Source organism: Pseudoduganella sp. R-43 (genome assembly GCF_049913255.1).
Taxonomy (GTDB): Bacteria; Pseudomonadota; Gammaproteobacteria; order Burkholderiales; family Burkholderiaceae_D; genus Rugamonas.
Genome location: NZ_CP183988.1, coordinates 6,675,044 through 6,699,381, shown reverse-complemented (window position 1 = coordinate 6,699,381; position 24,338 = coordinate 6,675,044). Strand labels below are relative to the sequence as shown.

Annotated in this window: 21 protein-coding genes; 13 read left to right on the top strand and 8 right to left on the bottom strand. The window is 63.1% G+C overall.

From position 1 onward, the window contains the following. Positions 1–3 precede the first annotated feature (3 nt). Complete coding sequence (locus ACN9M3_RS30625) at positions 4–1,794, top strand: bifunctional alpha/beta hydrolase/class I SAM-dependent methyltransferase (RefSeq protein WP_426319641.1); 1,791 nt, start codon at positions 4–6, stop codon at positions 1,792–1,794. On the opposite strand, the gene ACN9M3_RS30620 is transcribed toward ACN9M3_RS30625, so the two are convergent. Together ACN9M3_RS30620 and ACN9M3_RS30615 are read right to left on the bottom strand one after the other, a co-directional pair. After that, a complete protein-coding gene (locus ACN9M3_RS30620) occupies positions 1,745–2,362 on the bottom strand; it encodes a CDP-alcohol phosphatidyltransferase family protein (protein ID WP_426319639.1) in 618 nt (205 codons plus the stop codon). The two genes, ACN9M3_RS30625 and ACN9M3_RS30620, sit on opposite strands and share 50 nt — an antisense overlap. Then, positions 2,359–3,519, bottom strand: coding sequence for a phosphatase PAP2 family protein (locus ACN9M3_RS30615; protein WP_426319637.1), 1,161 nt, complete (start codon positions 3,517–3,519; stop codon positions 2,359–2,361). Before ACN9M3_RS30615 ends, ACN9M3_RS30620 begins: the two co-directional genes overlap by 4 nt. Positions 3,520–3,541: 22 nt before the next feature. On the opposite strand from ACN9M3_RS30615, the gene ACN9M3_RS30610 reads away from it, so the two are divergent. Both ACN9M3_RS30610 and ACN9M3_RS30605 read left to right on the top strand, forming a co-directional pair. Then, positions 3,542–4,618 (top strand): patatin-like phospholipase family protein, encoded by a 1,077-nt coding sequence (locus tag ACN9M3_RS30610; RefSeq protein ID WP_426319635.1) that lies wholly within the window; start codon positions 3,542–3,544, stop codon positions 4,616–4,618. Further along, entirely contained in the window at positions 4,615–5,349 is a 735-nt protein-coding gene (locus tag ACN9M3_RS30605; protein ID WP_426319633.1) for an SDR family NAD(P)-dependent oxidoreductase, read from the top strand. The genes ACN9M3_RS30610 and ACN9M3_RS30605 overlap by 4 nt, the downstream gene beginning before the upstream one ends. Before the next feature lies 1 nt (position 5,350). Here ACN9M3_RS30605 and ACN9M3_RS30600 read toward each other — a convergent pair whose 3' ends face one another. Further along, a complete protein-coding gene (locus ACN9M3_RS30600; RefSeq protein WP_426319631.1) occupies positions 5,351–5,896 on the bottom strand; it encodes an acyloxyacyl hydrolase in 546 nt (181 codons plus the stop codon). Positions 5,897–6,033: 137 nt separating this feature from the next. Here ACN9M3_RS30600 and ACN9M3_RS30595 point away from each other — a divergent pair, with 137 nt between their 5' ends. Then, positions 6,034–6,936, top strand: a complete 903-nt coding sequence (locus ACN9M3_RS30595; protein ID WP_426319629.1) for an NAD(P)-dependent oxidoreductase — start codon at positions 6,034–6,036, stop codon at positions 6,934–6,936. On the opposite strand, the gene ACN9M3_RS30590 is transcribed toward ACN9M3_RS30595, so the two are convergent. Beyond that, positions 6,933–8,129: a M20 aminoacylase family protein gene (locus tag ACN9M3_RS30590; protein ID WP_426319627.1), complete on the bottom strand. Its 1,197-nt coding sequence runs from the start codon at positions 8,127–8,129 to the stop codon at positions 6,933–6,935. The genes ACN9M3_RS30595 and ACN9M3_RS30590 overlap by 4 nt on opposite strands. 96 nt (positions 8,130–8,225) lie before the next feature. On the opposite strand from ACN9M3_RS30590, the gene ACN9M3_RS30585 reads away from it, so the two are divergent. The 5 genes from ACN9M3_RS30585 (at position 8,226) to ACN9M3_RS30565 (ending at position 15,476) form a co-directional block, all read left to right on the top strand. Beyond that, positions 8,226–10,280: a molybdopterin-containing oxidoreductase family protein gene (locus tag ACN9M3_RS30585; RefSeq protein ID WP_426319625.1), complete on the top strand. Its 2,055-nt coding sequence runs from the start codon at positions 8,226–8,228 to the stop codon at positions 10,278–10,280. Positions 10,281–10,289: 9 nt separating this feature from the next. Next, a complete protein-coding gene (locus ACN9M3_RS30580) occupies positions 10,290–11,420 on the top strand; it encodes an aminopeptidase (protein WP_426166103.1) in 1,131 nt (376 codons plus the stop codon). Between the two features lie 170 nt (positions 11,421–11,590). Further along, positions 11,591–13,285, top strand: coding sequence for a long-chain fatty acid--CoA ligase (locus ACN9M3_RS30575; RefSeq protein ID WP_426319622.1), 1,695 nt, complete (start codon positions 11,591–11,593; stop codon positions 13,283–13,285). A 27-nt stretch (positions 13,286–13,312) separates the two neighbouring features. Continuing rightward, the gene (locus ACN9M3_RS30570) at positions 13,313–14,983 is read left to right on the top strand and encodes a long-chain-fatty-acid--CoA ligase (RefSeq protein WP_426172341.1); all 1,671 of its coding nucleotides are present in this window, start codon (positions 13,313–13,315) and stop codon (positions 14,981–14,983) included. Positions 14,984–15,068: 85 nt separating this feature from the next. After that, the gene (locus tag ACN9M3_RS30565; RefSeq protein WP_426166098.1) at positions 15,069–15,476 is read left to right on the top strand and encodes a lysozyme; all 408 of its coding nucleotides are present in this window, start codon (positions 15,069–15,071) and stop codon (positions 15,474–15,476) included. Here ACN9M3_RS30565 and ACN9M3_RS30560 read toward each other — a convergent pair. Together ACN9M3_RS30560 and ACN9M3_RS30555 are read right to left on the bottom strand one after the other, a co-directional pair. After that, the gene (locus ACN9M3_RS30560) at positions 15,473–17,020 is read right to left on the bottom strand and encodes an alkaline phosphatase D family protein (RefSeq protein ID WP_426319620.1); all 1,548 of its coding nucleotides are present in this window, start codon (positions 17,018–17,020) and stop codon (positions 15,473–15,475) included. The two genes, ACN9M3_RS30565 and ACN9M3_RS30560, sit on opposite strands and share 4 nt — an antisense overlap. 4 nt (positions 17,021–17,024) lie before the next feature. Continuing rightward, positions 17,025–17,444 carry an acyl-CoA thioesterase gene (locus ACN9M3_RS30555; protein ID WP_426166091.1) on the bottom strand — a complete coding sequence of 140 codons (420 nt, stop codon included), beginning with the start codon at positions 17,442–17,444 and terminating at the stop codon, positions 17,025–17,027. A 60-nt stretch (positions 17,445–17,504) separates the two neighbouring features. Here ACN9M3_RS30555 and ACN9M3_RS30550 point away from each other — a divergent pair, with 60 nt between their 5' ends. Continuing rightward, positions 17,505–19,355 carry an ABCB family ABC transporter ATP-binding protein/permease gene (locus ACN9M3_RS30550; RefSeq protein WP_426166088.1) on the top strand — a complete coding sequence of 617 codons (1,851 nt, stop codon included), beginning with the start codon at positions 17,505–17,507 and terminating at the stop codon, positions 19,353–19,355. 13 nt (positions 19,356–19,368) lie between these two features. Beyond that, positions 19,369–20,835: a M20 family peptidase gene (locus ACN9M3_RS30545; RefSeq protein WP_426319618.1), complete on the top strand. Its 1,467-nt coding sequence runs from the start codon at positions 19,369–19,371 to the stop codon at positions 20,833–20,835. Here the strand turns inward: ACN9M3_RS30545 and ACN9M3_RS30540 are convergent. Then, positions 20,832–21,155 carry a hypothetical protein gene (locus ACN9M3_RS30540; protein WP_426319616.1) on the bottom strand — a complete coding sequence of 108 codons (324 nt, stop codon included), beginning with the start codon at positions 21,153–21,155 and terminating at the stop codon, positions 20,832–20,834. The genes ACN9M3_RS30545 and ACN9M3_RS30540 overlap by 4 nt on opposite strands. A 115-nt stretch (positions 21,156–21,270) precedes the next feature. Further along, the gene (locus ACN9M3_RS30535; RefSeq protein ID WP_426166081.1) at positions 21,271–22,542 is read right to left on the bottom strand and encodes a dicarboxylate/amino acid:cation symporter; all 1,272 of its coding nucleotides are present in this window, start codon (positions 22,540–22,542) and stop codon (positions 21,271–21,273) included. A gap of 137 nt (positions 22,543–22,679) precedes the next feature. On the opposite strand from ACN9M3_RS30535, the gene ACN9M3_RS30530 reads away from it, so the two are divergent. Both ACN9M3_RS30530 and ACN9M3_RS30525 read left to right on the top strand, forming a co-directional pair. Beyond that, positions 22,680–23,405, top strand: coding sequence for an amino acid ABC transporter ATP-binding protein (locus ACN9M3_RS30530; protein WP_426166079.1), 726 nt, complete (start codon positions 22,680–22,682; stop codon positions 23,403–23,405). 36 nt (positions 23,406–23,441) lie between these two features. Next, positions 23,442–24,338, top strand: coding sequence for an amino acid ABC transporter substrate-binding protein (locus tag ACN9M3_RS30525; RefSeq protein ID WP_426166076.1), 897 nt, complete (start codon positions 23,442–23,444; stop codon positions 24,336–24,338).

Below are 24,338 nucleotides of genomic sequence, written 5' to 3'. Positions count from 1 at the left end.
AGAATGAAGATTGAACGAGGCCTTGCCTGGAGTGAGAGCCAGTCCGGATTTGAAGCGGCCGACGGCACGCGCCTGTTCTACCGTAGCTGGATGCCGCTGGCGCCGCGTAGCGGAGCGCCACGTGCGCTGGTATTCCTGCATCGCGGGCATGAACATTCCGGCCGTATCGGCACGCTGGTCGAGCAATTCGGCTTCCACGGCGACTGGGCTTTTGCTTACGATGCGCGCGGACACGGTTATTCGCCGGGTGAGCGCGGCTCCGCGCCAAGTTTCGCCACCATGGTGGAAGACCTGGATACCTTCGTGCGCCATCTCTGCAGCAAGCATGGCTTTGCGATCGAGGATGTGCTGGTCATCGCCAACAGCGTTGGCGCTGTCGTGGCGGCGACCTGGCTGCATGACTATGCTCCGCGCGTGCGCGGCCTGGTCATGGCTGCCGCGGCCTTTGCGATCAAGCTGTATGTGCCGCTGGCAAAGCCGGGCCTGCGCTTTGCGCGGCGCTTCAAGCCGGAGCTGTTCGTGACCAGCTATATTCGTTCGACCATGCTGACGCATTCGGCGGAGCAGGCGCGCGCCTATGAACAAGACCCGCTGATCGCCAAGAGCATCTCGGCCCAGATCCTGCTGGAGCTTGCCGATACGGCGCAACGCATCGTGCACGATGCCGCCGCCATCGACACGCCGGTGCTGATGCTGGCCGCCGACCAGGACTATGTCGTGCATGAAGCGCCGCAGAAGTTGTTCTTCGAGCGCCTGTCTTCGCAAATGAAGCGTTATGTCAGGCTACAGCGCTGCCGCCACGCCATCTTCTACGAGGAAGACACTTCCGTTGCGATGCAGGCAAGCCGCAGCTTTATCGACGAATGTTACGCATCGCAGCCGGCATCGCCGGTGCGTTTCGCGGCTGCCGACCGGGAAGGACAAGGTGCGCAGCACTACGCCGCGCTGCAGGACAACCGGACCGGCAATGCGCTGACGCGCGCCTGGTTCGGCTTGCAGCGCAATATGCTGAAGCTAATGGGCCCGCTGAGCGATGGCATGAAGATCGGCCTGCGCCACGGATTTGATTCGGGCGAATCGCTGGACTATGTCTATCGCAACCAGGCGGACGGCAAGCTTGGCTTCGGCGGCATCATGGACCGCGGCTACCTGGATGCCGTGGGATGGCGCGGCATCCGCCTGCGCAAGGTGCAGATGCAGCAGATGCTGGCGCAGCAGATCGCGGCCCACCAGGGCCCTGGTCCGGTGCGCATCCTCGACATCGCCGCAGGTTCCGCGCGCTACGTGCTGGAGACCGTCAAGCGCTTCCAGGACCGCGAGATCGAAGTCACGCTGTGCGACTACGAACAGCACAACCTGGACCAGGCCAGGAAGCTGGCGGAAAAGCTGCAGGTCAGCGCCCGCATCGAATACTGCCGCCGCGATGCCTTCAGCGCCGACAGCTACCAGGGCCAGGAAGGCCGCTACGACATCGCCGTGGTATCGGGCCTCTACGAGCTGTTCAGCGACAACACCATGGTGCTGCAGTCGCTGCGTGGCGTCTCGGCCAGCTTGCGTGAAGGCGGCAGCTTGCTGTACACCGGCCAGCCATGGCACCCGCAGCTGGACATGATCGCCTACACGCTGACCAACCACCGCGGCGAGCCGTGGCGTATGCGCCCGCGTGCGCAGGCCGAGATGGACGGCCTGGTCGCGCTGGCCGGTTGCCGCAAGCTGCGAACAATGATCGGGCTGGAAGGTATCTTTACTGTTTCACTTGCGGAGAAAGGCGCAGCGCCTGGCGCAGGCGGTTAAATACCGTCACCAGCGACAGCAACAGCACCACCGCAAGCAAGGCGTTGTGCCAGACCGGCGCAACGCCTGCCCAGACCAGCAGGCCGAGCAGGCCGAAGGCAAAGGCGCGGTCGCTCTTGCCCATCGGGCCGTCGAAACGGCGCGCGACGCCGATGCTGCTGGCCAGTACGCCAGCGAATTCGGCCAGCAGTGCAAACACCACGACCAGCACCAGCAGGTGCGTGAAGACGCCCGCCAGCAAGGCCGCTGGCAGGTACAGCGCAACGTCGGACACCTGGTCGCACAACTCGTTCAGCAAAGCGCCCAGGGCTGTCTTGTTGCCGGTCGCGTTGGCCAGCATGCCATCGATGGCATTCAGCGCCATGCGCAACAGCAGGAAGAAGGGCAGGCCGAGCCACAACCCAAGGCATTGCGGCGCCAATGCCAGCGCCGCGCCGTAACCCACCGACAGCACCATGGCTGCCAGGGTGACCTGGTTCGGCGTAATGCCGAGCCGCGTGAGCAGGTTGAGGAATGGACGCAGCAGTTGCTGGAAGCGCGGTTTAAGCTGGTAGATCGAAATGCTCATGAAGTGTAGGAGTTAAGGTAGATGCGGGCGATGAAAAGGCTGCGGCTGTAACCCATCGCGCAGTGCAGGTAGACCGGGCGGCCCTGGCTGCGTTCGGTGTCGATAGCGGCAAGGATGGTACGAACCTGCTGGCGGCTTGGGGCCTGCAGGTCCATCAGGGGAAGGTGCCGGTAACGGCCGCGCCGCAGCAGTTCGGTTTCGCTGAGTTCTGCGCTCAGGTCGATGATGCTGCAGCCCGGCGGCAGTTGCTGCGCTTCGCTGGCGCTCAGGCGGCGGCCTACCCACAGGCCATCGGTCGCCTGCGCGAAAGGCGGCTTGCCATGCTGGCGCCAGCGCACCAGCAGCCAGGTGACGGCGTAGCCGGCAAGGTAGGGCCAGAACAGCAGCCAGATCCAGGGTGGATGCCGGCCCTGGTTCTTGCGCAGGAAGGCCGCGTTGCGGCGGACGTATGCCAGGGCCACCAGCAGCAGGCTGGCGGCCAGATAGAGCCAGAGCCACGCGAGCGCGAACAGGCTGGCGGCCAGTAGCGCCAGTCCTGCCATGATGGCGTAGTAGAACGCGACGCTTTGGCGGGCGGTGGCGCCGGCGCGCACTGCGTGACAGGCGGCGGCCGCCAGGGCGATGCCGCCGGCGATATCGGCCACGGCATGCTGCCAGGTCAGCAGCGTGCTGGCGCCAACCAGCAGCAGCCAGCACGCCAGCACAATGCGCCAGGTCCGGCTGGCAATGGCTGGCCGCAGCGCGAGCCACAGCAGGATGCAGTAGGTGATGTGCAGGGACGGGAACTGGTTGTAGGGCCGGTCCGAGGCGTCAAGCAAGCCATAGGCCAGCTGCAGGAACGCGTGCTCGGGCAGCACCCTGGCGGCGGGGAAGCGGGCAGGAAAAATCGCGAACACGAGGCTGGCGGCGACGGTGGCGAGCATCAGGCGGCGGCTATAAACACGCAGCGCGTCTCCTTTGCGGACCTTGAAGAAGGCCCAGGCCAGCAAGGGCCCCGAACTGGCATAGGGAATGATCATCCACGGCAGGAACGGGATGGCTTGCTCGAACGGAAGCGCCAGCGTGCGCTGGACCTGCGCCGTTTCGGCAGCAAGGTTCGTGAGCGTGTAGCAAAGCCCGAATAGCAGGGCGTTGATGATCAGGTGCAGGAGTTGCATTCATGGCATTATGTCACGTGATATGAGTGAAGATCAAAAGTACGAGCGCTGCATGGTGATGGCGGGAGGAGGATTTCGCTTCGGCTATTACCTTGGCATGCACGCTGCGGCCGAAGACAGCGGCATGGCGCCCGACATCATCCTCGCCAGTTGCGGAGGTTCGCTGGCGGCAGCCATCATCCATGCCCTGCCGGATGCCGCGCAGCGCAAGCAGTGGCTTGCCTCTCCCGAGATGTACCAGTTCCTGTGCCGCATGCGCGCAGCGCCGCACGTGCGTGCGCTGCCGGTGCTGGGAGCGGCCCTGCTGCGCGGCCTGTCGCGCGGGCGGGCCAGCCGTGTGCCCGACGTGTTCGACGATTACATGTTCGAGCTGCCGGCAGCGCTGCCGTTGCCGGCGGCGCGCCCGCAGTCCCCGGCACTTGCCATCGTCGCAGCGAAACTGCTGTTCGGCCGGGAGCAGGCGGGCCAGGCGCGCGGCGACCGCGCCCTGTTCGCGGAAGTCCTGCTAGGCCCCGACCGCGCCTGCAGCCTGCTGCAAGGATGGCAGGCGCCGGCCAGTTCGCCCGCATGGAGCTGCGGCGCGGTCGCGCCCGGGCTGCTGCTGGACAGCGCCATGCCGGTTGCCGACGCCGTGCGCAGCTCGATCACGGACATGCTCTATTTCGCCTGCCACCAGCATGGCGGCGAACACTATATGGGCGGCGTGATCGACCTGTTCCCGATCGAGATCGCGCATGGCCTGGCACGGCACGTGACGATGGAAGCCAAGCCGCCGTTCGGCCAGGCGCTGGCAATTCCGGCGCTGCGCAAGGTTCTCGGCATCGATGGCAACGCGCGGCTGAAGCACGTGCACGCGCAGCATGCCCATGCCTGGGTCGACACCAGCGACATATCGAGCGCGCTGCGCGGCTGCGGCATGCGAAAGCGCATCGACTGGCTGGGCAACCGCATCAGGCTGGTGATGCCGCCCAGCCTGGCGGAGTATGCGAACGACGTCGAGGCGCAATGGCAGTACGGTTACCAGCGCGGCATGGAAGCGTATGCCAGTCCGGGGCTGCGCCTGCGCCACGCAACGAGGTTCAACAGGGGAAGACAATGAGGGTAATGATCATCGGCGGAACCAGCGGCATCGGGCTGGCCCTGGCCGGGCACTATGCGCAGCAGGGCGCCGAGCTGGCCTTGTGCGGGCGCGATCCGTCGCGCCTGGACGGGCATCCCATCGCCGCGCAAGCCGGCTTGCGGCGCTATGGCTTCGACATCGGCGACCGCCAGGCAGTGTTCGATGCGGTCGGCGATTTCGCGCAAGGAGGGCTGGACCTGCTGATCGTCACCGCAGGACAGTATGCCGATGCCGCGGCGCTGGCGCAGGACCGCATGCGCAGCCTGCCTGTGGTGCGCACCAATGTCTCCGGCCTATGCCATGCTTTCGATGCGGGAGCGCAGGCCATGCTGCACAGTGGATGCGGCCAGATGGTGGTGGTGGCGTCGATTGCCGGGCTGCTGCACGAATATCCGAACGGCTCGCTGTACAGCGCGAGCAAGCGCGCCGCGATTGCCATCAGCGATTCCTATCGCAAGGCGCTGGCGCCGCACGGCATCGATGTGACGGCAGTGGTTCCGGGTTATGTCGATACGCAGAAGCTGAGGGACCTGAATGGCGGAAGCGCGCAGCGCAAGCCTTTCCTGCAGACCGAAGAAGAGGCCGTGCGCCGCATTACCCGCGCCATCGCGGGCAGGCAGGCGCGCTGCATCTTCCCCTGGCAGCTGCACGCGATGGTGCGCGTGTTTAACCTGCTGCCAAAGGGCGTGCAGCGCTACCGCAAGAAGTGAATCAGTAGTGGTACGCTGCTTTCAGCATGATGACGTCGACGCCGCTGTTGGGCTTCTTGATGCCGCCATTCGAGAAGTGCTGCGCCTTGAGGGCGATTTCCCACTTGTTGTCGAAGACATAGCCGACGGCGATATGGTCGCCGAACTGGAAGGCGGTCGACAGGCCGTCATCGTTGTTCTTGTAGGTCTTGGAAAGCAGGTGCGCGCCGATGCCGCCTTCCACGTAAAAGCCCTTCTTGCTGGTATTCTCGTAGCGGAGGACCGGGGTGAAGCCGACGTCGAAGAGGTTCTCCTTGTCGCCGTGAACGTTGAGCCATTGGCGGGCCTGCCAGAAGCCGATGCTGGCGTCCCAGTAGCCGGTGACGTGGGTGCCGTTGGAATTGAACCAGCTCCATTCAGGGTTGAAGTCCTGCGTGGCGCCCAGGCGCACCATGCGGATTTTGGAAGCGGAGCCGGCCTCCACGTAGGCGGAATTGGTGTCGAAGGCGAAAGCGGATTGCGCTACAAATGCAGCGGCAGCAATAGCGAACAGTTTTTTGATTTGCATGTTTTTCTCTCTAGTCCTTGCCGCAGTCTTCATATTTGCTGAGGCAATGCCGGCAATTTTACTTTCGTTCTGAATTTTTTTCAGGCGACCCCTTAATTGTTAGAATCACTGCAATATTGGCATATCTGGAGCTTATTGTGACGCATCATCTGCGAATTGCATTTCTTGGCATCGGCTTGATGGGCGAGCCGATGGTCCTGCGCCTGCTGGCGGCAGGTTTCAAGGTCACGGCCTGGAACCGTACAGCGGGCAAGGCCGGCGTGCTGGCGGCCGCCGGCGCGGACCCGGACGACGTGCTGCCGCATGCGGTGGCCGATGCGGCGGTGGTGGTATCGATGCTGTCGGCGGGCGATGCAGTCGGCGGCGTGATCGATGCTGCGCTCGATGCGCTGCGTCCCGGCACGCTGTGGATCGACATGAGCTCGACGCGGCAGGACGAGGCACAGGCATTCCACGCGCTGCTGACGGGGCGCGGGCATCGCTTCATCGATGCTCCGGTGTCGGGCGGTGTCGGCGGCGCGCAAGCGGGTTCGCTGGCCATCATGGCGGGCGGCAGTGCGGCCGATTTCGAAGCGGCGCGGCCGGTGCTGGAAGCGATGGGCAAGCCCAAGCTGGTTGGTCCGGCCGGCAGCGGGCAGGTGGCAAAGCTGTGCAACCAGTTGATCGTCGGCGGTACCATCAACATCGTGGCGGAGGCCTTGCTGCTTGCGCTGGCGGCAGGCGCCGATCCGGTGGCGGTACGCGAGGCGATCCGCGGCGGCTTTGCGGAAAGCCGCGTGCTGGAAGTGCACGGCCAGCGCATGCTGGAGCGGAATTTCCTGCCGGGCGGGCAGGTGCTGACGCAGTTGAAGGACCAGCATAATATCCTCGCTGCCGCTGCAGCGGCGGGCGTGGCGCTGCCCGTCACCAGCCTGGTGACGGAGCGCTATGAGTCGATCAAGGATGTCTATCCGCGCGCCGATCATTCCGCCGCGCTGCTGGCGCTGGAGCGGCTGAACGAAGGCGTGCGGCTCGGCGCGCAGGCCGACAAGCTTCCTTAACGGGCTTGCGGCAGTGCCGCTTCTGCGAGATGCACCCAGAAGCTGGCGCCGATCGGCAGCAGGCGGTCGTTGAAGTCGTAGCTGGCGTTGTGCAGCACGCAGGGGCCGAGGCCGTGGCCGCCGTCGCGGTGCTCGCCTTCGCCGTTGCCGATGAAGATGTAGCAGCCGGGCTTCTCCTGCAGGAAGAAGGCAAAGTCCTCGGCGCCCATGGTCGGTTCGACGTTGGCGTCCACCATCGATTCGCCGACCACCGACTTCATGACGTCCAGCGCGAAGCGGGTTTCCCTGGCGTGATTCACGAGTGGCGGATAGTTGCGGCGGAAGGTGAACTCCACTTCCGCGTCGAAGGCGGCGGCAATGCCTTCCGCCAGCGACTGCATGCGCTTTTCCACCATGTCCAGCACCTCGGTGGTGAAGGTGCGCACGGTGCCGACCAGCCTGGCATCGTCGGGGATCACATTGGTGGCGCTGCCGGCGTGGATCTGCGTGATCGACAGCACGGCCGTATCCAATGGGCTCTTGTTGCGCGTGACGATGGTCTGCCACGCCTGTGCAATCTGCACCGCGATCATGATCGGGTCGATGCCCTTGTGCGGCTGCGCCGCGTGGGCACCCTTGCCGCGCACGGTCACATGGAATTCATTGGAAGAGGCCATCATCGGCCCTTCACAGGCGCCCAGCGCGCCTTGCGCCATGCCGGGCCAGTTGTGCATGCCGTAGATCGCATCCATCGGGAAGCGCTCGAACAGGCCATCCTTGATCATTTCACGCGCGCCGGCGCCGCCTTCTTCGGCCGGCTGGAACACCAGGTAAACGGTGCCGTCGAAATTGCGGTGCCTGGCAAGGTGGTGGGCCGCGCCGAGCAGCATGGCGGTGTGGCCGTCATGGCCGCAAGCGTGCATCTTGCCAGGGTGCTTCGAGGCGTGGGCGAAGGTGTTGATTTCCTGCATCGGCAGGGCGTCCATGTCCGCGCGCAGGCCAATGGCGCGTTCGGAGGTGCCGTTACGGATGATGCCAACCACGCCGGTCTTGCCCAGGCCGCGCTCGAAGGGGATGCCCCATTCGGTCAGCCTGGCGCAAACGACATCGGCGGTACGTTCTTCTTCATAGCAGAGTTCCGGGTGGGCATGCAGGTCGCGTCGGATCTGCTGCAACTCGGACTGAAACGCGATAATCGGGTCGATCAGTTTCATTGTTGTTCTCCATCGGTCTTGCCATTCTAGCCTCCCGGTGCGGTTTTCCGGAATCGTTTACGATACTGTTTTCAGCCGTCGCTAACCCAGATCAAGATGTCAACCACACAAGTCCGCGCCACCTGCCCGCACGATTGCCCCGATACCTGCGCCCTGCTCGTCACCGTCGAAGATGGCGTGGCGACCGAGGTGAAAGGCGATCCGGATCACCCGACGACCGCCGGGGTGCTGTGCACCAAGGTTTCCCGCTATACCGAACGAACCTATTCGCCGGACCGCCTGCTGTACCCGATGCGGCGCGTCGGCAGGAAGGGCGAGGGCAAGTTTGAACGCATCAGCTGGGAGCAGGCACTGGACGAGATCACAGCACGCCTGAAACCGCTGGCTGCGGCCGAGCCGGAAGCCATCCTGCCCTACAGCTACGCGGGCACCATGGGCCTGGTGCAGGGCGAATCGATGTCGTCCCGCTTCTTCCACAAGATCGGCGCCTCGCTGCTGGACCGGACCATCTGCGCCACGGCTGGCGCCACCGGTTACAAATACACGGTCGGCGCCTCGATCGGCACCGATATCGAGCAATTCCAGCGTGCCAGGCTGCTCATCATCTGGGGCGGCAACCCGATTGCATCCAACCTGCATTTCTGGACCCGTGCCCAGGAAGCCAAGCGCAACGGCGCCAGGCTGATTGCCATCGACCCCTACCGCTCCTTGACGGCGGAGAAATGCCACCAGCACATCGCGCTGCTGCCCGGCACGGATGCGGCGCTGGCGCTGGGCCTGATGCACATCCTGGTGCGCGAGGACCTGCTGGACCATGAATACATTGCCGACTACACCATCGGCTTCGAAGAGCTGCGCCAGCGCGTGGCGGAATGGACGCCGGAGCGCGTGGCGGCCACCTGCGGCATTACCGTCGAGGAAGTGGAAGGCCTGGCGCGCGAATATGGGGAAACCGCCAAGCGCGGCGAGCCGGTCGCCATCCGCATGAATTACGGCGTGCAGCGCGTGCATGGCGGCGGCATGGCGGTGCGCAATATTGCCTGTTTGCCTGCCCTGGTGGGCGCCTGGCGCCACGCGGCGGGCGGCGTGCAGTTGTCGGCATCCGGCACCTTCAGGAAAAACCTGGCGGCGCTCCAGCGCCCGGACTTGCTGGCGAAACAGCCGCGCACCATCAATATGACGACCATCGGCGACGACCTGCTGCGTCCGGCGTCGCCCGAGTTTGGCCCGCAGGTCAAGGCGGTCATCGTGTACAACTCGAACCCGCTGGCGGTGGCGCCTGATTCGTCCAAGGTGCAGGCGGGTTTTGCGCGTGAAGACCTGTTCACCGTGGTGCTGGAACATTTCCAGACCGACACCGCCGACTATGCCGACATCGTGCTGCCAGCCACCACGCAGCTCGAGCATACCGATGCTCACGGCGCCTACGGCCACCTGTACATGATGGCCAATAACCCGGCTATCGCGCCAATGGGCGAAGCCAAGCCGAACACCGAGATCTTCCGCCTGCTGGCGGCACGCATGGGCTTTGACGACCCTTGTTTCCGCGACAGCGATGACGCGCTGGCATCGGTGGCATTCGTGCAATTCGACTGGGAGTCACTCAAGCAGAAGGGCTGGCAGAAACTGGAAGTTCCCGATGCCCCCTTTGCATGCGGCAATTTCCCCACACCTTCCGGAAAATGTGAGTTCTACTCAGAAAGCATGAAGAAGGATGGCCTGGACCCGCTGCCAACCTATATCGCGAACTACGAATCTGCAGCATCTGCCCCCGATCTGGCGGCAAAATACCCGCTTGCGATGATATCTCCGCCAGCGCGCAACTTCCTGAACTCGACCTTTGTCAACGTGCAAAGCTTGCGTGCCACGGAGGGCGAGCCGCAGCTCGACATCAGTCCTGACGATGCGGCAACACGTGGCATCAACCACGGCGATATGGTGCGCATCTTCAATGATCGCGGTTCCTTCGTGTGCAAGGCCCGCGTGACGCCGAAGGCCCGCAAAGGCCTTGTGGTAGGGCTGTCGATCTGGTGGAAGAAGCTGGCCGGCGATGGCAAGAACGCCAATGAGGTCACCAGCCAACGGCTGACTGACATGGGTCGCGCGCCGACTTTTTACGATACACTGGTCCAAGTCGAGAAAGCCGCCTGAGAATGATTTATGCGCACGTTAGCACACCTGAAACTGCGCGCCAGATACCTGGCGACGGCGGGTCTGTGCGCCGGCCTCCTGGCGGGTTGTGCGCAATTCAAGTACTACTTCCAGGCTGCCCAGGGCCAGTACGCGCTCTGGTCTGACGCCCGTCCGGTCGACGACTGGATCGGCGACCCGTCCACCGATCCCAAGCTCAAAGCCCGCCTCGAGAAGGCCAAGCTGATCCGCAAATTCGCGGTCAAGGAGCTTGGGCTGCCCGACAACGCCAGCTACAAGAATTACGCCCCCCTGAACCGGCAGTATGTGTTGTGGAATGTGGTCGCCACGCCCGAACTGTCGCTGCGCCCGGTGCAATGGTGCTTCCCGATCGCAGGCTGCGTCAGCTACCGCGGGTACTACGACAAGGCCGATGCCGAGGCGTATGCCGAAGAGCTGCGCAAGGAAGGCAACGACGTGCAGGTCGGCGGCGTGCCCGCTTATTCCACGCTGGGCTGGCTCAGCGACCCGCTGCTGTCGACCTTCATCAACCACTCCGATGCCGAGCTGGCGCGCCTGATCTTCCACGAGCTGGCGCACCAGGTGGTGTACGTGCAGGGCGATTCCAAATTCAACGAAGCCTTTGCCTCGGCGGTGGAAGAGGCTGGCGTCAACCACTGGCTCGAGCTGTATGGCAACGATGCGATGCGCGAAGCCTATGCCCGCTACAACGTGCGGCGCCAGGACTTCATGGACCTGCTGGTGAAGCATCGCCAGATGCTGGCAGACAATTATGCGAGCAAGGCCAGCGCCAGGAAGAAGCGCGAGGAAAAGGTGCGCATCTTTGCCGCCTTGCAGGAAGAGTACAAAGTCCTCAAGGCCAACTGGGGTGGCTACAACGGCTATGACCGATTCTTTGCGGAACCGTTGAATAATGCCCATTTGGCATCTGTTGCAACCTATAATGATTTGCTGCCAGGTTTCCGCGCTTTGCTGGTGAAAGAAAAAGCATTCCCACAGTTTTATGCTGCGGTGCGGAGCATGAGCAACCTGCCATCCGTGGAACGGCATGACAGGCTGCACGAACTGGCGCGCTCTATGGCGCAAGCCAATGAGACTACGACGGCCGCCGCTGCCAAGGAACCGGGCGCCGTCAATTGACGCACAATCTATGCTGCTTTGCAGCACGGAGGCCCGCTAGAGTACCCGTTCCAAACCCGGAAAATAGCTTGCCCTGTGTCATGCTGCACGATAGCATCTAGAGTGCGGGAAAGCACGGCCGTTCTATTTTCGCAAATAAAACATATAAAACTGAGACAAAGAGGCACAGGATGGAAAAAATCTGGTTGAAGTCGTATCCCCCCGGCGTCCCGAGCGAAATCGACGCCACGCAATACCGCTCCCTGGTTCACCTGCTTGAAGAATCGTTCCAGAAGTACGCGTCGCGCAATGCCTTCGTGTGCATGGACAAATTCATCACCTATGCCGACCTTGACCAGCATTCCAGGCGCCTGGGCGCGTGGCTGCAAAGCCGCGGCATGAAAAAGGGCGCGCGCGTGGCCGTCATGATGCCGAACGTGCTGCAATACCCGATTGCCATCGCCGCCATCCTGCGCGCCGGCTACACCGTCGTCAACGTCAACCCGCTGTACACGCCGCGCGAGCTGGAGCACCAGCTCAACGACTCGGGCGCGGAAGCCATCATCATCCTCGAGAATTTCGCGACCACCCTGGAACAGGTCCTGCCGCGCACCCAGGTCAAGCACATCATCGTCGCCAACATGGGCGAGATGCTGGGCGGCCTGAAAGGCATGATCGTCAACTTCGTGGTGCGCAACGTGAAGAAGCTGGTGCCGCCGTTCTCGCTGCCGAACGCGGTGCGCTTCAAGGACGCGCTGGGCCACGCACGCAGCATGAAGCTGACGCCCGTCGAATTGCGCCATGAAGACATCGCCTTCCTGCAGTACACCGGCGGCACCACCGGCGTGTCCAAGGGCGCGACCCTGACCCACCGCAATATCATCGCCAACCTGCTGCAGATGCAGGCCTGGTCGGCGCCGAAGCTGGCCGACCTGCCGCCGGACGAGCGCACCATCATTTGCGCGCTGCCGCTGTACCACATCTTCGCGCTGACCGTGTGCGCCATGTGGGGCATCCGCGAGGGCGGCCTGAATGTGCTGATCCCGAACCCGCGCGATATCGGCGGCTTTATCAAGGAGCTGGCCAAGTACCGCTTCAACATGCTGCCGGCAGTGAACACGCTGTACAACGCGCTGCTGAACCATCCCGACTTCACGAAGCTGGACTTCTCCGGCCTGAAGGTCGCCAACGGCGGCGGCATGGCGGTGCAGAAGGCCGTGGCCGACCGCTGGCTCAAGATAACCGGCGTCACCATCGTGGAAGGCTACGGCTTGTCCGAGACCGCGCCGGTGGCAACTGCCAACCGCTTCGACAGCACCGAATTCTCCGGCATGATCGGCTTGCCGATTCCTTCCACCGAAGTGGCAATCCTGGACGATGCAGGCAGCGAAGTGCCGCTTGGCACGCCGGGCGAAATCGCGATCCGCGGCCCGCAGGTGATGGCCGGCTACTGGAACCGCCCGGAGGAAACCGCCAAGGTCATGACGGCCGACGGCTACTTCAAATCCGGCGACGTGGGCGTGATGGACGAGCGCGGCTACGTCAAGATCGTGGACCGCAAGAAGGACATGATCCTGGTCTCCGGCTTCAATGTCTATCCGAATGAAATCGAAGACGTGGTGGCGGCCCATCCGGGCGTGCTGGAATGCGCCTGCATCGGCGTGCCGGACGAGCATTCCGGCGAAGCGGTAAAAGTGTTCGTGGTGAAGAAAGACCCGAACCTGACCGTGGAAGCGCTGATGGAGCACTGCAAGCAAAACCTGACCGGCTACAAGAAGCCGAAATATATCGAGTTCCGCACCGAGCTCCCTAAAACCAACGTTGGCAAGATCCTGCGCCGCATGCTGCGCGACGAGAAGCCTGCGGACGACAAGAAGGCCGCGTAAGCGGCAAGGCACACGAAAGGCAACATGATGGAAAAAATCTGGCTGAAGTCTTACCCTGAAGGCGTTCCTGCGGAGATCGATATTTCGCAATACCGCTCCGTGACCCACCTGATGGAGGAATCGTTCCAGAAGTACGCAAGCCGCAACGCATACGTCTGCATGGACAAGTTCCTGACTTACTCCGAGGTGGACCAGCTGTCGAAGCAATTCGGCGCCTGGCTCCAGTCCAAGGGCCTGAAGCCGGGTGCGCGCGTCGCTATCATGCTGCCTAACGTGTTGCAGTATCCGGTCGCGCTGGCGGGCATCATCCGCGCCGGCTACGTGGTGGTCAACGTCAACCCCCTGTACACCCCGCGCGAACTGCAGCACCAGCTGAACGACTCCGGCGCCGAAGCCGTGATCGTGCTGGAAAACTTTGCCAACACCGTGCAGCAGGTAGTGGCGTCGACCCCGGTCAAGCATGTGATCGTGGCGTCGATGGGCGACCTGCTGGGCGGCCTGAAGGGCATGATCGTCAACTTCGTGGTGCGCAATGTGAAGAAGATGGTGCCGGCCTGGAACATCCCCGGCCACGTCAGCTTCAAGCAGGTGCTGTCCGAAGGCTCGCGCCTGACCCTCAAGCCGGCCGACCAGAAGCCTGACGATATCGCCTTCCTGCAGTACACCGGCGGCACGACCGGCGTGTCGAAAGGCGCCGTGCTGCTGCACCGTAACGTGGTGGCCAACATGCTGCAGAACGAAGCCTGGCTGCAGATGGCGCCCAGCGAAAAGCAGATGGTGTTCGTCGCTGCGCTGCCGCTGTACCACATCTATTCGCTGACCATTTCCTGCTTCATGGGCTGGAAGCTGGGCGGCATGAACATCCTGGTCCCGAACCCGCGCGATATCCCTGGCTTCGTGAAAGAGCTGGCCAAGTACCCTGTGACCGTGTTCCCGGCCGTGAATACGCTGTACAACGCGCTGCTGAACAATCCTGATTTCTCCAAGCTGGACTTCTCCAGCTACAAGATCTGCAACGGCGGCGGCATGGCCGTGCAGCAGTCGGTGGCTGACCGCTGGCTGAAAGTGACCGGCACCCCGATCATCGAAGGCTACGGCCTGTCGGAGACCTCGCCGGTGGCTACCGCCAACCGCGTCGACATCAAGGAATTCACCGGCACCATCGGCGTGCCGATTCCATCGACCGAACTGGCGATCCTGGACGACGACGGCAAGGAAGTGCCGCTCGGTTCCGCCGGCGAAATCGCGATCCGCGGCCCGCAGGTCATGGCGGGCTACTGGAACCGTCCTGACGAAACCGCGAAATCGATCACCCCGGAAGGCTTCTTCAAGACCGGCGACGTCGGCATCATGGACGAAAAAGGCTTCGTGCGCATCGTCGACCGCAAGAAGGACATGATCCTGGTGTCTGGCTTCAATGTGTACCCGAACGAAGTGGAAGGCGTGGTGGCTGCGCACCCGGGCGTGCTGGAAGTGGCTTGCGTTGGCGTACCCGATGCGAACTCCGGCGAAGCGGTGAAATTGTTCGTCGTCCGCAAGGACCCGAACCTGACGGCGGAAGCGCTGCTCGAGTTCTGCAAACACGAGTTGACCGCTTATAAGAAGCCGAAGTACATTGAGTTCCGTGATGAACTGCCGAAGACCAACGTCGGCAAGATCCTGCGCCGCCAACTGCGCGACGAAAAGAAAGCAGCATAAGCCGGCAAGTTTGATCTGGCGCAGAATATGGCTCCGGACCGGCTGTAGAGTGGAACGTACCACCTTGGCAGCCACCGGAAACCATATGGGCCTTCTTTACAATTTCGCACTCACCCTCAGCACCGAAGGCCGCCGCGCGCTGCGACAGCGCGAAGGCCTGCGCGGCTACTACGAAGTCTCCCGTCCCGGCATGACGCCCGACCAGGTCGAAGCAGCGTTCGACCTGTCGGTGCGCAGCGCAGAACGCGCCGTGCAGCGCCAGGTCAGCCATCACCCCCTCACGCAGGCGCAGTTCGATGCGCTGGTCAGCTACACGCACAACCTGGGCGCTGGCGGCGCGATGCTGGTGCTGCGCCGCATCGATTGCGGCGACCTTGATGGCGCGGCAGAGGCCATGCTGCGCAATATCAGCGCGCCTGTCGAAGGCCGCCTGGTGCCGCATGCCGGGCTGGCGGCACGGCGCAAGGAAGAAAGCGCACCTTTCCGCGCCTAGCTCTCCCTGCGCGGGCCGGGCTTGCCGTCTGCCACCGAGAACGACGCCAGCGTGGACAGCGCGCTGTTCGCGTCGCGCACATTGTCCAGGCCCTGCAACAGCACCGCGGCACGCTCGGGGCGCAAGTCCAGCAGCATGAAGCCGCGCTTGTCGCTGCGGCCGAAATGCATGTCGCGGTTCATGTCGACGTATTGCTGGGTGCGCGCCTGGGGGCGCGAACTGGAGGTGACGGAAGTGCCGCAGAATTCCGTTGCGACCACCGCATTGCCGGGGCCGGCCGCGCGCGCGGGATCGCGCCGCAAATCGGCGGCAAAGAAAGTATGCACGTCGCCCGACAGCACCAGCGGGTTGCGCGCGCTGCGCACGGATTCAAGCAGGCGGCCGCGGGCCGCGGCGTAACCGTCCCAGCCATCGGTCCAGAAGCGGCCGTCGCTGTCGCTGGCCAGGGGAAGCTGCGACATCTGCGCCATCAGGGTTTGCTGCGCGAGGATATTCCAGCGCGCCCTTGATTCCTTCAGCCCTTGTGCCAGCCATTGTTCCTGCTCGCTGCCCAGCATGCTGCGGCGCGGGTCGGCCAGGGCGGCGCAGGCGCGGCGGTAGACCGAGCTGGAACCGCCGCGCCCCGTCGGCTGGCAGGCATGGATTGAACGGTACTGGCGCGTGTCGAGCACGTGGAAGCGCGCCAGTTGCCCCCAGTCGTAGCGCTGGTAGATGCGCTGGGCGCGCAGCGGCTGGTGTTCGAAGTAGGCCTGGTAGGCAGCGGCGCGGCGCTGCACGAAGTCCGGCGACAGCAATTCATCGCGCGTCGGGCTGTAATCGTTGGCCACTTCGTGGTCGTCCCAGGTCAGCAGCCAGGGCGCGGCATGGTGTGCGGCCTGAAGGTCGGGATCGCTCTTGTACTGCGCATAGCGCGCGCGATATTCGTCCAGCGTGAAGCTCTCGTTGCGGCGCAGGACCGTGGCCGGGTGCTGCAGGCTGTAAGGCCCCCATTCATAGATGTAATCGCCGAGGAAGGCCACCAGGTCCGGCGCCGCTTGCGCGATGTGGCGGTGCGCGGCGTAATGGCCGAATTCCCAATGCTGGCAGGAGGCGACTGCCAGCTTCAATGCCGCCGGCATGCTGCCGGGCGCCGGCGCGGTGCGAGTGCGGCCGACCGGGCTGACGGCATCGCCGAGCATGAAACGGTACCAGTACCAGCGGTCCGGCTCCAGCCCGCGCACGTCGACGTTGACGCTGTGCGCCAGCGCAGGCGCGGCAACGGCCGCGCCTTTCGCTGCGATGCGGGTGAAGCCTTCATCGTGCGCCACTTCCCAGCGCACCTGCTGGGCGATCGGCGGCATCGAAGCCGCGTTCAGCGGATCGGGCAGCAGCCGGGTCCAGAGGATGACGGAGTCGGGCAAGGGGGCGCCGGAGGCGACGCCCAGCGTGAAAGGGTAGGCGCCATTGGCGGCGCTGCGTGCTTGCGCGGGGAGATGGGGCGCCAGCACTGCCAGCGTGGCGACGCGGGCCGCAGCCTGGAGCAGGAGGCGGCGCTTGTCGTGCATCGGATTACAGCAGCGTTTCCAGCGGCGGCACCGGGCGCGGCTTGCGGTCAGGGCCGGTGGCGACGTAGGTCAGCGTGGCTTCGGTGACCTTGACGATATTGGCCTGCAGGCGGTTGCGCTCCGCATAGACTTCCACGTTGACGGTAATCGACGTGTTGCCGACCTTGACGATGTCGGCGTAGAAGGTCAGCAGGTCGCCGACGAAGACCGGATGCTTGAACAGGAAGGAATTCACGGCGATGGTGGCGACGCGTCCGTTGGCGCGGCGGGTGGCAGGCAGGGAGCCGGCAATGTCGACTTGCGCCATGATCCAGCCGCCGAATACGTCGCCATACACGTTGGCGTCGGACGGCGAGGGCATCACGCGCAGTTCAGGCATTTTTCCAGGAGGAAGGCCGCGGGAGGTTTGTTCTTGGGAGGTCATCGCAAATTCTCATGAAGGACTACAATTGATGGGATTTTAAACCAGCCAGCCCACGCACGTATGCGACGCTATTCGAATACCCCACCACCTCCGCCGGGCAAGTCCAGCAGCAATGCGCGCGGCGACATTGCCACTCTGAAAACATTGCTGCCCTATCTTTGGGTGTACAAATGGCGCGTGCTGGCCGCCCTGCTGGCGCTGGTGGGCGCCAAGGCCGCCAACGTCGGCGTCCCGGTCGTGCTGAAGAAGCTGGTCGACGACATGACCATCAAGCCGGGCGACCCGCACGCCTTGCTGGTGCTGCCGCTGGCAACGCTGGTGGCTTACGGCCTGCTGCGCCTGTCCACCACCATGTTCACCGAGCTGCGCGAGTTCCTGTTCGCGCGCGTGACGCAGCGCGCCGTGCGCACCATTGCGCTGAAGGTATTCCGCCACCTGCATTCGCTGTCGCTGCGCTTCCACCTCAACCGCCAGACGGGAGGCATGACGCGCGATATCGAGCGCGGCACGCGCGGCGTCAGCTCGCTGATTTCGTACACGCTGTTCAACATCCTGCCGACGCTGGTCGAGATCACGCTGGTGCTGGGCTACCTGGTCACGCATTACGACATCTGGTTCTCGGTGATCACCTTCTCGGCGCTGGCGATCTACATCACCTTTACCATCGTGGTGACGAACTGGCGCACGCACTTCCGCCGCACCATGAACGACCTCGATTCGAAGGCCAACACCAAGGCCATCGACTCGCTGCTGAACTACGAGACAGTCAAGTACTTCGGCAACGAGGACTACGAGGCCAATCGCTACGACGAGGGCTTGCAGCGCTACGAGAAGGCGGCGGTGAAATCGCAGACTTCGCTGTCCTTGCTGAACACCGGACAGTCGGCCATCATCGCGATTGCGGTCACGCTGATCCTGTGGCGCGCGACGCAGGGCGTCATCGACGGCACGATGACGCTGGGCGACTTGGTGCTGGTGAATGCCTTCATGATCCAGCTCTACATCCCGCTCAATTTCCTCGGCGTGATCTACCGCGAGATCAAGCAAAGCCTGGCCGACATGGAGCGCCTGTTCTCGCTGCTGAACGAGAACCGCGAAGTGGATGACGCCGCGCACGCCAGGCCGCTGCAGCCGCAGGGTGCCGAGGTACGCTTCAACCATGTGGACTTCAGCTACGATCCGAAGCGCCAGATCCTGTTCGACGTCGACTTCACCATCCCGGCCGGCACCACGACAGCCGTGGTAGGCCACAGCGGCTCGGGCAAGTCGACCTTATCGCGCCTGCTGTACCGCTTCTATGAAGTAAATAGCGGCAGCATCACCATCGACGGCCAGGATTTGCGCGACATCACGCAGCACTCGCTGCGCCATGCGATCGGTATCGTCCCGCAGGATACGGTGCTGTTCAACGACACCATCGAATACAACATCGCCTACGGCCGGCCCGGCGCCAGCAAGGACGAGATCATCGCCGCGGCACGCGCGGCATCGATCCACGACTTCATCGCCAGCCTGCCGGACGGCTACGACACCATGGTCGGCGAGCGGGGCCTCAAACTGTCCGGCGGCGAGAAGCAGCGCGTGGCGATTGCCCGCACGCTGTTGAAGGATCCTGCCATCCTGATCTTCGACGAAGCCACCTCCGCGCTGGACTCCAGGGCTGAACAGGCGATCCAGGCGCAGTTGAAGGAGATTGCGAAGAGCCGCACGACGATGGTGATTGCCCACCGCCTGTCGACCATCGCCGACGCCCAGCAGATCCTGGTGCTCGATCACGGCAGGATCGTGGAGCGCGGCACGCACGCGGCACTGTTAGCGCGCGAAGGCCTGTATGCCCAGATGTGGGAACGCCAGCAAGCGCGCGGCGAGCAGGAACAGGTTTCGCCGTCTAGCGGCGAATTGGTCAACTGACAGGAGGACGGGGATGGCGGTGAAGAAGGTTCTGGCAGTAGCCATTGCGGCAATTGGAGTCCTGGCTGTTGCGGTCGGCGTCAACACGGCGCGCAGCGGCAGCAAGCAACTGGTGGTGGAGAAAGCGCCAGTCCTGGCGATCGACGAAGCGGCAGCGGCGCAGCGCCTGGGTGAAGCCCTGCGCTTCGTCACCATTTCCGACTACAAGGATGCCGACGCCAACGCCGCCGAATTCGACAAGCTGCACGCCCACCTGCAAGCCAGCTTCCCGCGCCTGCACGCCGCGCTGAAGCGCGAGAACGTCAACGGCAAAGCCTTGCTCTACACCTGGCAGGGCAGCGATGCCAAGGCCGCGCCGGTGATGTGGATGGCGCACCAGGACGTCGTGCCGATCGCGCCCGGCACGGAAAAGAACTGGGAACAGCAACCATTCGCCGGCGTGGTGCGTGATGGCTTCATCTGGGGCCGTGGCTCGTGGGACGACAAAGGCAACCTCTACGCCCAGATGGAAGCCATCGAAATGTTGTTGGCCGCCGGCTTCCAGCCGCGCCGCACCATCTACCTGGCCTACGGCGCCGACGAGGAAGTCGGCGGCAAGCGCGGTGCGGCAAAGATCGCCGAGCTGCTGAAGTCGCGCGGCGTCAAGCTCGATTACGTCCTGGACGAGGGCCTGATGATCGTGCACGGCATGGTGCCCGGCCTGCAGCCAGGTGCCGCCATGGTTGGCGTAGCGGAAAAGGGATATGCCAGCTACAAGCTGGAACTGGAGACGGCGCCAGGCCATTCCTCGATGCCGCCGCAGGACACCGCCATCGGCATGATGAGCAAGGCGCTGGTTGCGCTGGAAGCGAATCCGATGCCGGTGCGCATGGCCGGCCTGCCGCAGCAAAGCTTCGAGATGATGGCGCCTGAAATGACCGGCATGAACCGCGTGGCGCTGTCGAACTTCTGGCTGTTCAAGCCGATGCTGGAACGGATGCTGGCCAAGTCCCCGAGCACGAATGCGCTGATCCGCACGACCACCGCGCTGACCATCGTCAACGCCGGCGTGAAGGACAACGTCTTGCCGGGCACCGCCAGCGCCACCGTCAACTTCCGCCTGCTGCCGGGTGATACGCTGGCGGGCGTTGAGCAGCACATGCGCCAGGTGATTGGCAACGACAAGGTCCGCATTACGCCGGACGGCGACTTCAATACCGAAGCCTCGCGTGTGGCGCGCCAGGACGGCGCAGCCTTTACGGCGGTGAATCGCACCATCCGCCAGGTCTTCCCTGATGTCGTGGTCGCGCCGGGCCTGATGATTGGCGCCACTGACTCGCGTTACTTCGATGGCATGAGCGACAGCGTGCTGAAGTTCGGCCCCGTGCGCGCCCAGCCGGAAGACCTGCCGCGCTTCCACGGCACCAATGAGCGCATGTCGGTGAAAGGCTTTGCGGACATGATCCGTTTCTACCACCAGCTTTTAAAAAACAGCGCTTAGCGTTTCATCAATAGGCTGATGAAAGTAACGATCATCGCTGAATTGCTCAGGAAAATGACGACGAGCATACCGAAGAGCCACCGGAACTGCTCCTCCTGCCGCTTTTGCGTGAAGTCGTTTCGATTGATGATGTGAATCGTAAGCCTTTGTTCAGCAGCCTGGATTTCGTTGCGGACGCGCAACTCCGACTGGGCAACGCTGTTGTCAATGTATTGCTTCAAGGAGACGAACTCGTGATGCTGCACATCCACTTTCTTCTCCAGTACAGTGACCCTGGATTCCAGATCGTCACCTGATGGTTTCGGAGTAGGTGCGTTCATTTTAGGCTCCTTTGGCGTGGGGTGACTGCTTTGATCACGCTGTTGACCTGGAGTTCCCGCAAGTGAAAAAAAATGCCGCCCAGGTGGGCGGCATTTTCATTGGGGCGCAGATGCCTTACGGCAGCGGGCGGTCAGACAGTTCGCGGTCGTCGGTGGTGGTCAGCTCACCTTCCCATTTCGCCACGACAGCAGTAGCGATGGAGTTGCCGATCACGTTGGTGGCGGAACGCGCCATGTCCAGGAAATGGTCGATACCGAGCAGCAGGACCAGGCCCGCTTCAGGGATCTTGAATTGCGTCAGGGTGGCGGCGATCACTACCAGCGACGCGCGCGGCACGCCGGCCATGCCTTTGGAAGTCAGCATCAGCACGGCCATCATGGTGATCTGGGTGCCCAGGTCCATATTGATGCCGTAAGCCTGCGCGATGAACACCGTCGCGAAGGTGCAGTACATCATCGAGCCATCCAGGTTGAAGGAGTAGCCGATCGGCAGCACGAACGCGGCGATGCGGTTACGCACGCCAAAGCGCTCCAGGCCTTCCAGGGTTTTCGGGAAGGCGGCTTCGGAAGAGGCAGTGGAGAAGGCCAGCAGGGTCGGCTCCTTGACTTCCGATAGCAGCTTCAGCACGCGCTTGCCCAGGAACAGGAAACCGGCAAAAATCAGGATCGCCCACAGTACGCCGATAGAGAGGTAGAACTCCGCCATGAATACGCCGTAGGTCTGCAGCACGCCGACGCCGCTCTTGGCGATGGTGCCGGCAACGGCGGCGAACACGGCGAATGGTGCGAACTGCATCACGTAGCCGGTCACCTTCAGCATGATGTGCGCGATGCCGTCGACGGCGTCGATCAGCGGTTCGGCTTTCTTGCCCACGGCGGCGGCCGCGGTACCGAAGAACAGCGAGAACACCACGATCTGCAGGATCTCGTTCTTGGCCATGCCGTCAATGATCGAGGATGGCACCAGGTGGGTGATGAACTCTTTCAGCGACAGGCTGGAAGTCTGCAGCGTAGCGGCAGCGAGACCACCATCGGCCGGAATGTGGCCCAGCAGGGCGTCGCCTGGACGGAACAGGTTGACCATGATCAGGCCCAGCGTCAGCGACAGCACGGACGCAATGAAGAACCAGCCCAGGGTCTTGATGCCGACGCGGCCTACTTCCTTGGTGTCGCCCATTTTCGCGATGCCGACCATCAGGGTCGAGAACACCAGCGGCGCGATGATCATCTTGATCAGGCGCAGGAACAGGGTGGTGATGAGGGTCATGTACTCCGCAAAGCCGGCCGCTTGTGGCGCCGCTTGCGAGACATTGATGGCGTAGCCGGTGAGGATACCCAACGCCAGGCCGACGAGGATATAGGTGGTCAGGCGGTTTTTGTTGGCCATAAGCAAGATTCCTGAAGTAGGGCGGATTTGCCGTTAGAATGAATAGCTATTTGATGAGCTATTAAGCAAGTCCCGAAGTATCCTTGCGGTTCTAGGCCACTGTCAAGCAAGAATAAAACTGCTGAAACCGGAAAAAGATGATCGCAATTAAAGACTTAAGTAAATGGTTTGGCAACTTTCAGGTGCTCACGGACTGCAGTACCGAAGTGGCCAAAGGCGACGTCATGGTGATCTGCGGACCGTCCGGCTCGGGCAAATCGACCCTGATCAAGACGGTCAACGGGCTGGAACCGTTCCAGAAGGGTGAAATTATTGTCGATGGCACCTCGGTCGGCGCCAAAGGCACCGATTTATCGGCCCTGCGTGCCCGGATCGGCATGGTATTCCAGAATTTCGAGCTGTTTCCGCACCTTTCCGTGCGCGACAACCTGACCCTGGGCCAGGTAAAGGTGCTGGGCCGCTCCAAGGACGAAGCCAACGAAAAAGGCCTGAAGTATCTCGACCGCGTCGGCCTGCTGGCGCACCAGGACAAATTCCCCAACCAGCTCTCGGGCGGCCAGCAGCAGCGCGTGGCTATCGCCCGCGCCTTGGCGATGGACCCGATCGCCATGCTGTTCGACGAGCCGACGTCCGCCCTGGACCCGGAAATGATCAACGAGGTGCTGGACGTCATGGTCGGGCTGGCGCAGGACGGCATGACCATGATGGTGGTGACCCACGAAATGGGCTTCGCCCGCAAGGTGGCCAACCGCGTGGTCTTCATGGACAAGGGCCGCATCCTGGAAGACTGCAGCAAGGACGAATTCTTCGGCGCCCCGCGATCCGAGCGCGCACGGGACTTTTTAGCGCGTATCATCCACTAACAGGGCGGGTCATCGTCCCCGCCAGCGGAGGACACCATGACCTTTCTGCGCCTGCTTCCCCTTTTCTGCCTGGCCGCCGCGGCCAGCGCCCAGGAGCCCACCGGCACCCTCGCCAAGATCAAACGCACCGGCCAGGTGGTGTTGGGCGTACGCGACGGCTCCATCCCTTTTTCTTATCTCGATGACAAGCAGCAGTACCAGGGCTATTCCGTGGACCTGTGCCTGAAAGTCGTCGAACACCTGAAAACGCAGCTCGCGATGCCGGGGCTGAAGGTGGCCTATAACCCGGTCACCTCCGCCAACCGCATTCCGCTGATGGCCAATGGGACCATCGACCTCGAATGCGGCTCCACCACCAATAATGCGGAGCGCCAGCAGCAGGTGGCGTTCGCGCCGACCATGTTCGTGATCTCCAGCCGGCTGCTGGCCAAGAAATCGGCCAATATCCAGTCGATGGACGACATGAAGGGCAGGGTGCTGGTCGCTACTGCCGGCACCACCACGTTGAAGCAGATGACGATCATGAATAACGAGCGCAAGCTCGGCATGAAGATCCTGATCGGCAAGGACCATCCGGAATCGTTCCTGATGCTGGAGACGGGCCGCGCCGAAGCCGAGGCCAATGACGACATCCTGCTGGCAGCGCAGGTGGCGACCTCCAAGGCGCCGGTCGATTTCGCCGTCAGCAAGGAGGCGATGTCGATTGAACCCTACGGCATCATGATGCGCAAGAACGACATGCCGTTCAAGAAGTCGGTGGACGAGGCCTTGCGCAAGGTTTACCAGTCCGCCGAGATCCAGCGCATCTACAACAAGTGGTTCATGAGCCCGATCCCGCCGCGCGGCGTGAACCTGAACTTCCCCATGCCGGCCACGCTGAAGGCGGTACTGGCCAAGCCGACCGATTCGCCGGACCCCGCTGCATACAGATAG

What these genes read in the sequence shown, in the direction of transcription:
- ACN9M3_RS30540 (WP_426319616.1), bottom strand. Translation starts at nt 21,155, where the DNA reads ATGAACGCACCTACTCCGAAACCATCAGGTGACGATCTGGAATCCAGG.
- ACN9M3_RS30570 (WP_426172341.1), top strand. Translation starts at nt 13,313, where the DNA reads ATGGAAAAAATCTGGCTGAAGTCTTACCCTGAAGGCGTTCCTGCGGAG.
- ACN9M3_RS30545 (WP_426319618.1), top strand. Translation starts at nt 19,369, where the DNA reads ATGGCGGTGAAGAAGGTTCTGGCAGTAGCCATTGCGGCAATTGGAGTC.
- ACN9M3_RS30580 (WP_426166103.1), top strand. Translation starts at nt 10,290, where the DNA reads ATGCGCACGTTAGCACACCTGAAACTGCGCGCCAGATACCTGGCGACG.
- ACN9M3_RS30550 (WP_426166088.1), top strand. Translation starts at nt 17,505, where the DNA reads ATGCGACGCTATTCGAATACCCCACCACCTCCGCCGGGCAAGTCCAGC.
- ACN9M3_RS30605 (WP_426319633.1), top strand. Translation starts at nt 4,615, where the DNA reads ATGAGGGTAATGATCATCGGCGGAACCAGCGGCATCGGGCTGGCCCTG.
- ACN9M3_RS30615 (WP_426319637.1), bottom strand. Translation starts at nt 3,519, where the DNA reads ATGCAACTCCTGCACCTGATCATCAACGCCCTGCTATTCGGGCTTTGC.
- ACN9M3_RS30560 (WP_426319620.1), bottom strand. Translation starts at nt 17,020, where the DNA reads ATGCACGACAAGCGCCGCCTCCTGCTCCAGGCTGCGGCCCGCGTCGCC.
- ACN9M3_RS30625 (WP_426319641.1), top strand. Translation starts at nt 4, where the DNA reads ATGAAGATTGAACGAGGCCTTGCCTGGAGTGAGAGCCAGTCCGGATTT.
- ACN9M3_RS30555 (WP_426166091.1), bottom strand. Translation starts at nt 17,444, where the DNA reads ATGACCTCCCAAGAACAAACCTCCCGCGGCCTTCCTCCTGGAAAAATG.
- ACN9M3_RS30620 (WP_426319639.1), bottom strand. Translation starts at nt 2,362, where the DNA reads ATGAGCATTTCGATCTACCAGCTTAAACCGCGCTTCCAGCAACTGCTG.
- ACN9M3_RS30590 (WP_426319627.1), bottom strand. Translation starts at nt 8,129, where the DNA reads ATGAAACTGATCGACCCGATTATCGCGTTTCAGTCCGAGTTGCAGCAG.
- ACN9M3_RS30585 (WP_426319625.1), top strand. Translation starts at nt 8,226, where the DNA reads ATGTCAACCACACAAGTCCGCGCCACCTGCCCGCACGATTGCCCCGAT.
- ACN9M3_RS30530 (WP_426166079.1), top strand. Translation starts at nt 22,680, where the DNA reads ATGATCGCAATTAAAGACTTAAGTAAATGGTTTGGCAACTTTCAGGTG.
- ACN9M3_RS30610 (WP_426319635.1), top strand. Translation starts at nt 3,542, where the DNA reads ATGAGTGAAGATCAAAAGTACGAGCGCTGCATGGTGATGGCGGGAGGA.
- ACN9M3_RS30565 (WP_426166098.1), top strand. Translation starts at nt 15,069, where the DNA reads ATGGGCCTTCTTTACAATTTCGCACTCACCCTCAGCACCGAAGGCCGC.
- ACN9M3_RS30575 (WP_426319622.1), top strand. Translation starts at nt 11,591, where the DNA reads ATGGAAAAAATCTGGTTGAAGTCGTATCCCCCCGGCGTCCCGAGCGAA.
- ACN9M3_RS30535 (WP_426166081.1), bottom strand. Translation starts at nt 22,542, where the DNA reads ATGGCCAACAAAAACCGCCTGACCACCTATATCCTCGTCGGCCTGGCG.
- ACN9M3_RS30525 (WP_426166076.1), top strand. Translation starts at nt 23,442, where the DNA reads ATGACCTTTCTGCGCCTGCTTCCCCTTTTCTGCCTGGCCGCCGCGGCC.
- ACN9M3_RS30600 (WP_426319631.1), bottom strand. Translation starts at nt 5,896, where the DNA reads ATGCAAATCAAAAAACTGTTCGCTATTGCTGCCGCTGCATTTGTAGCG.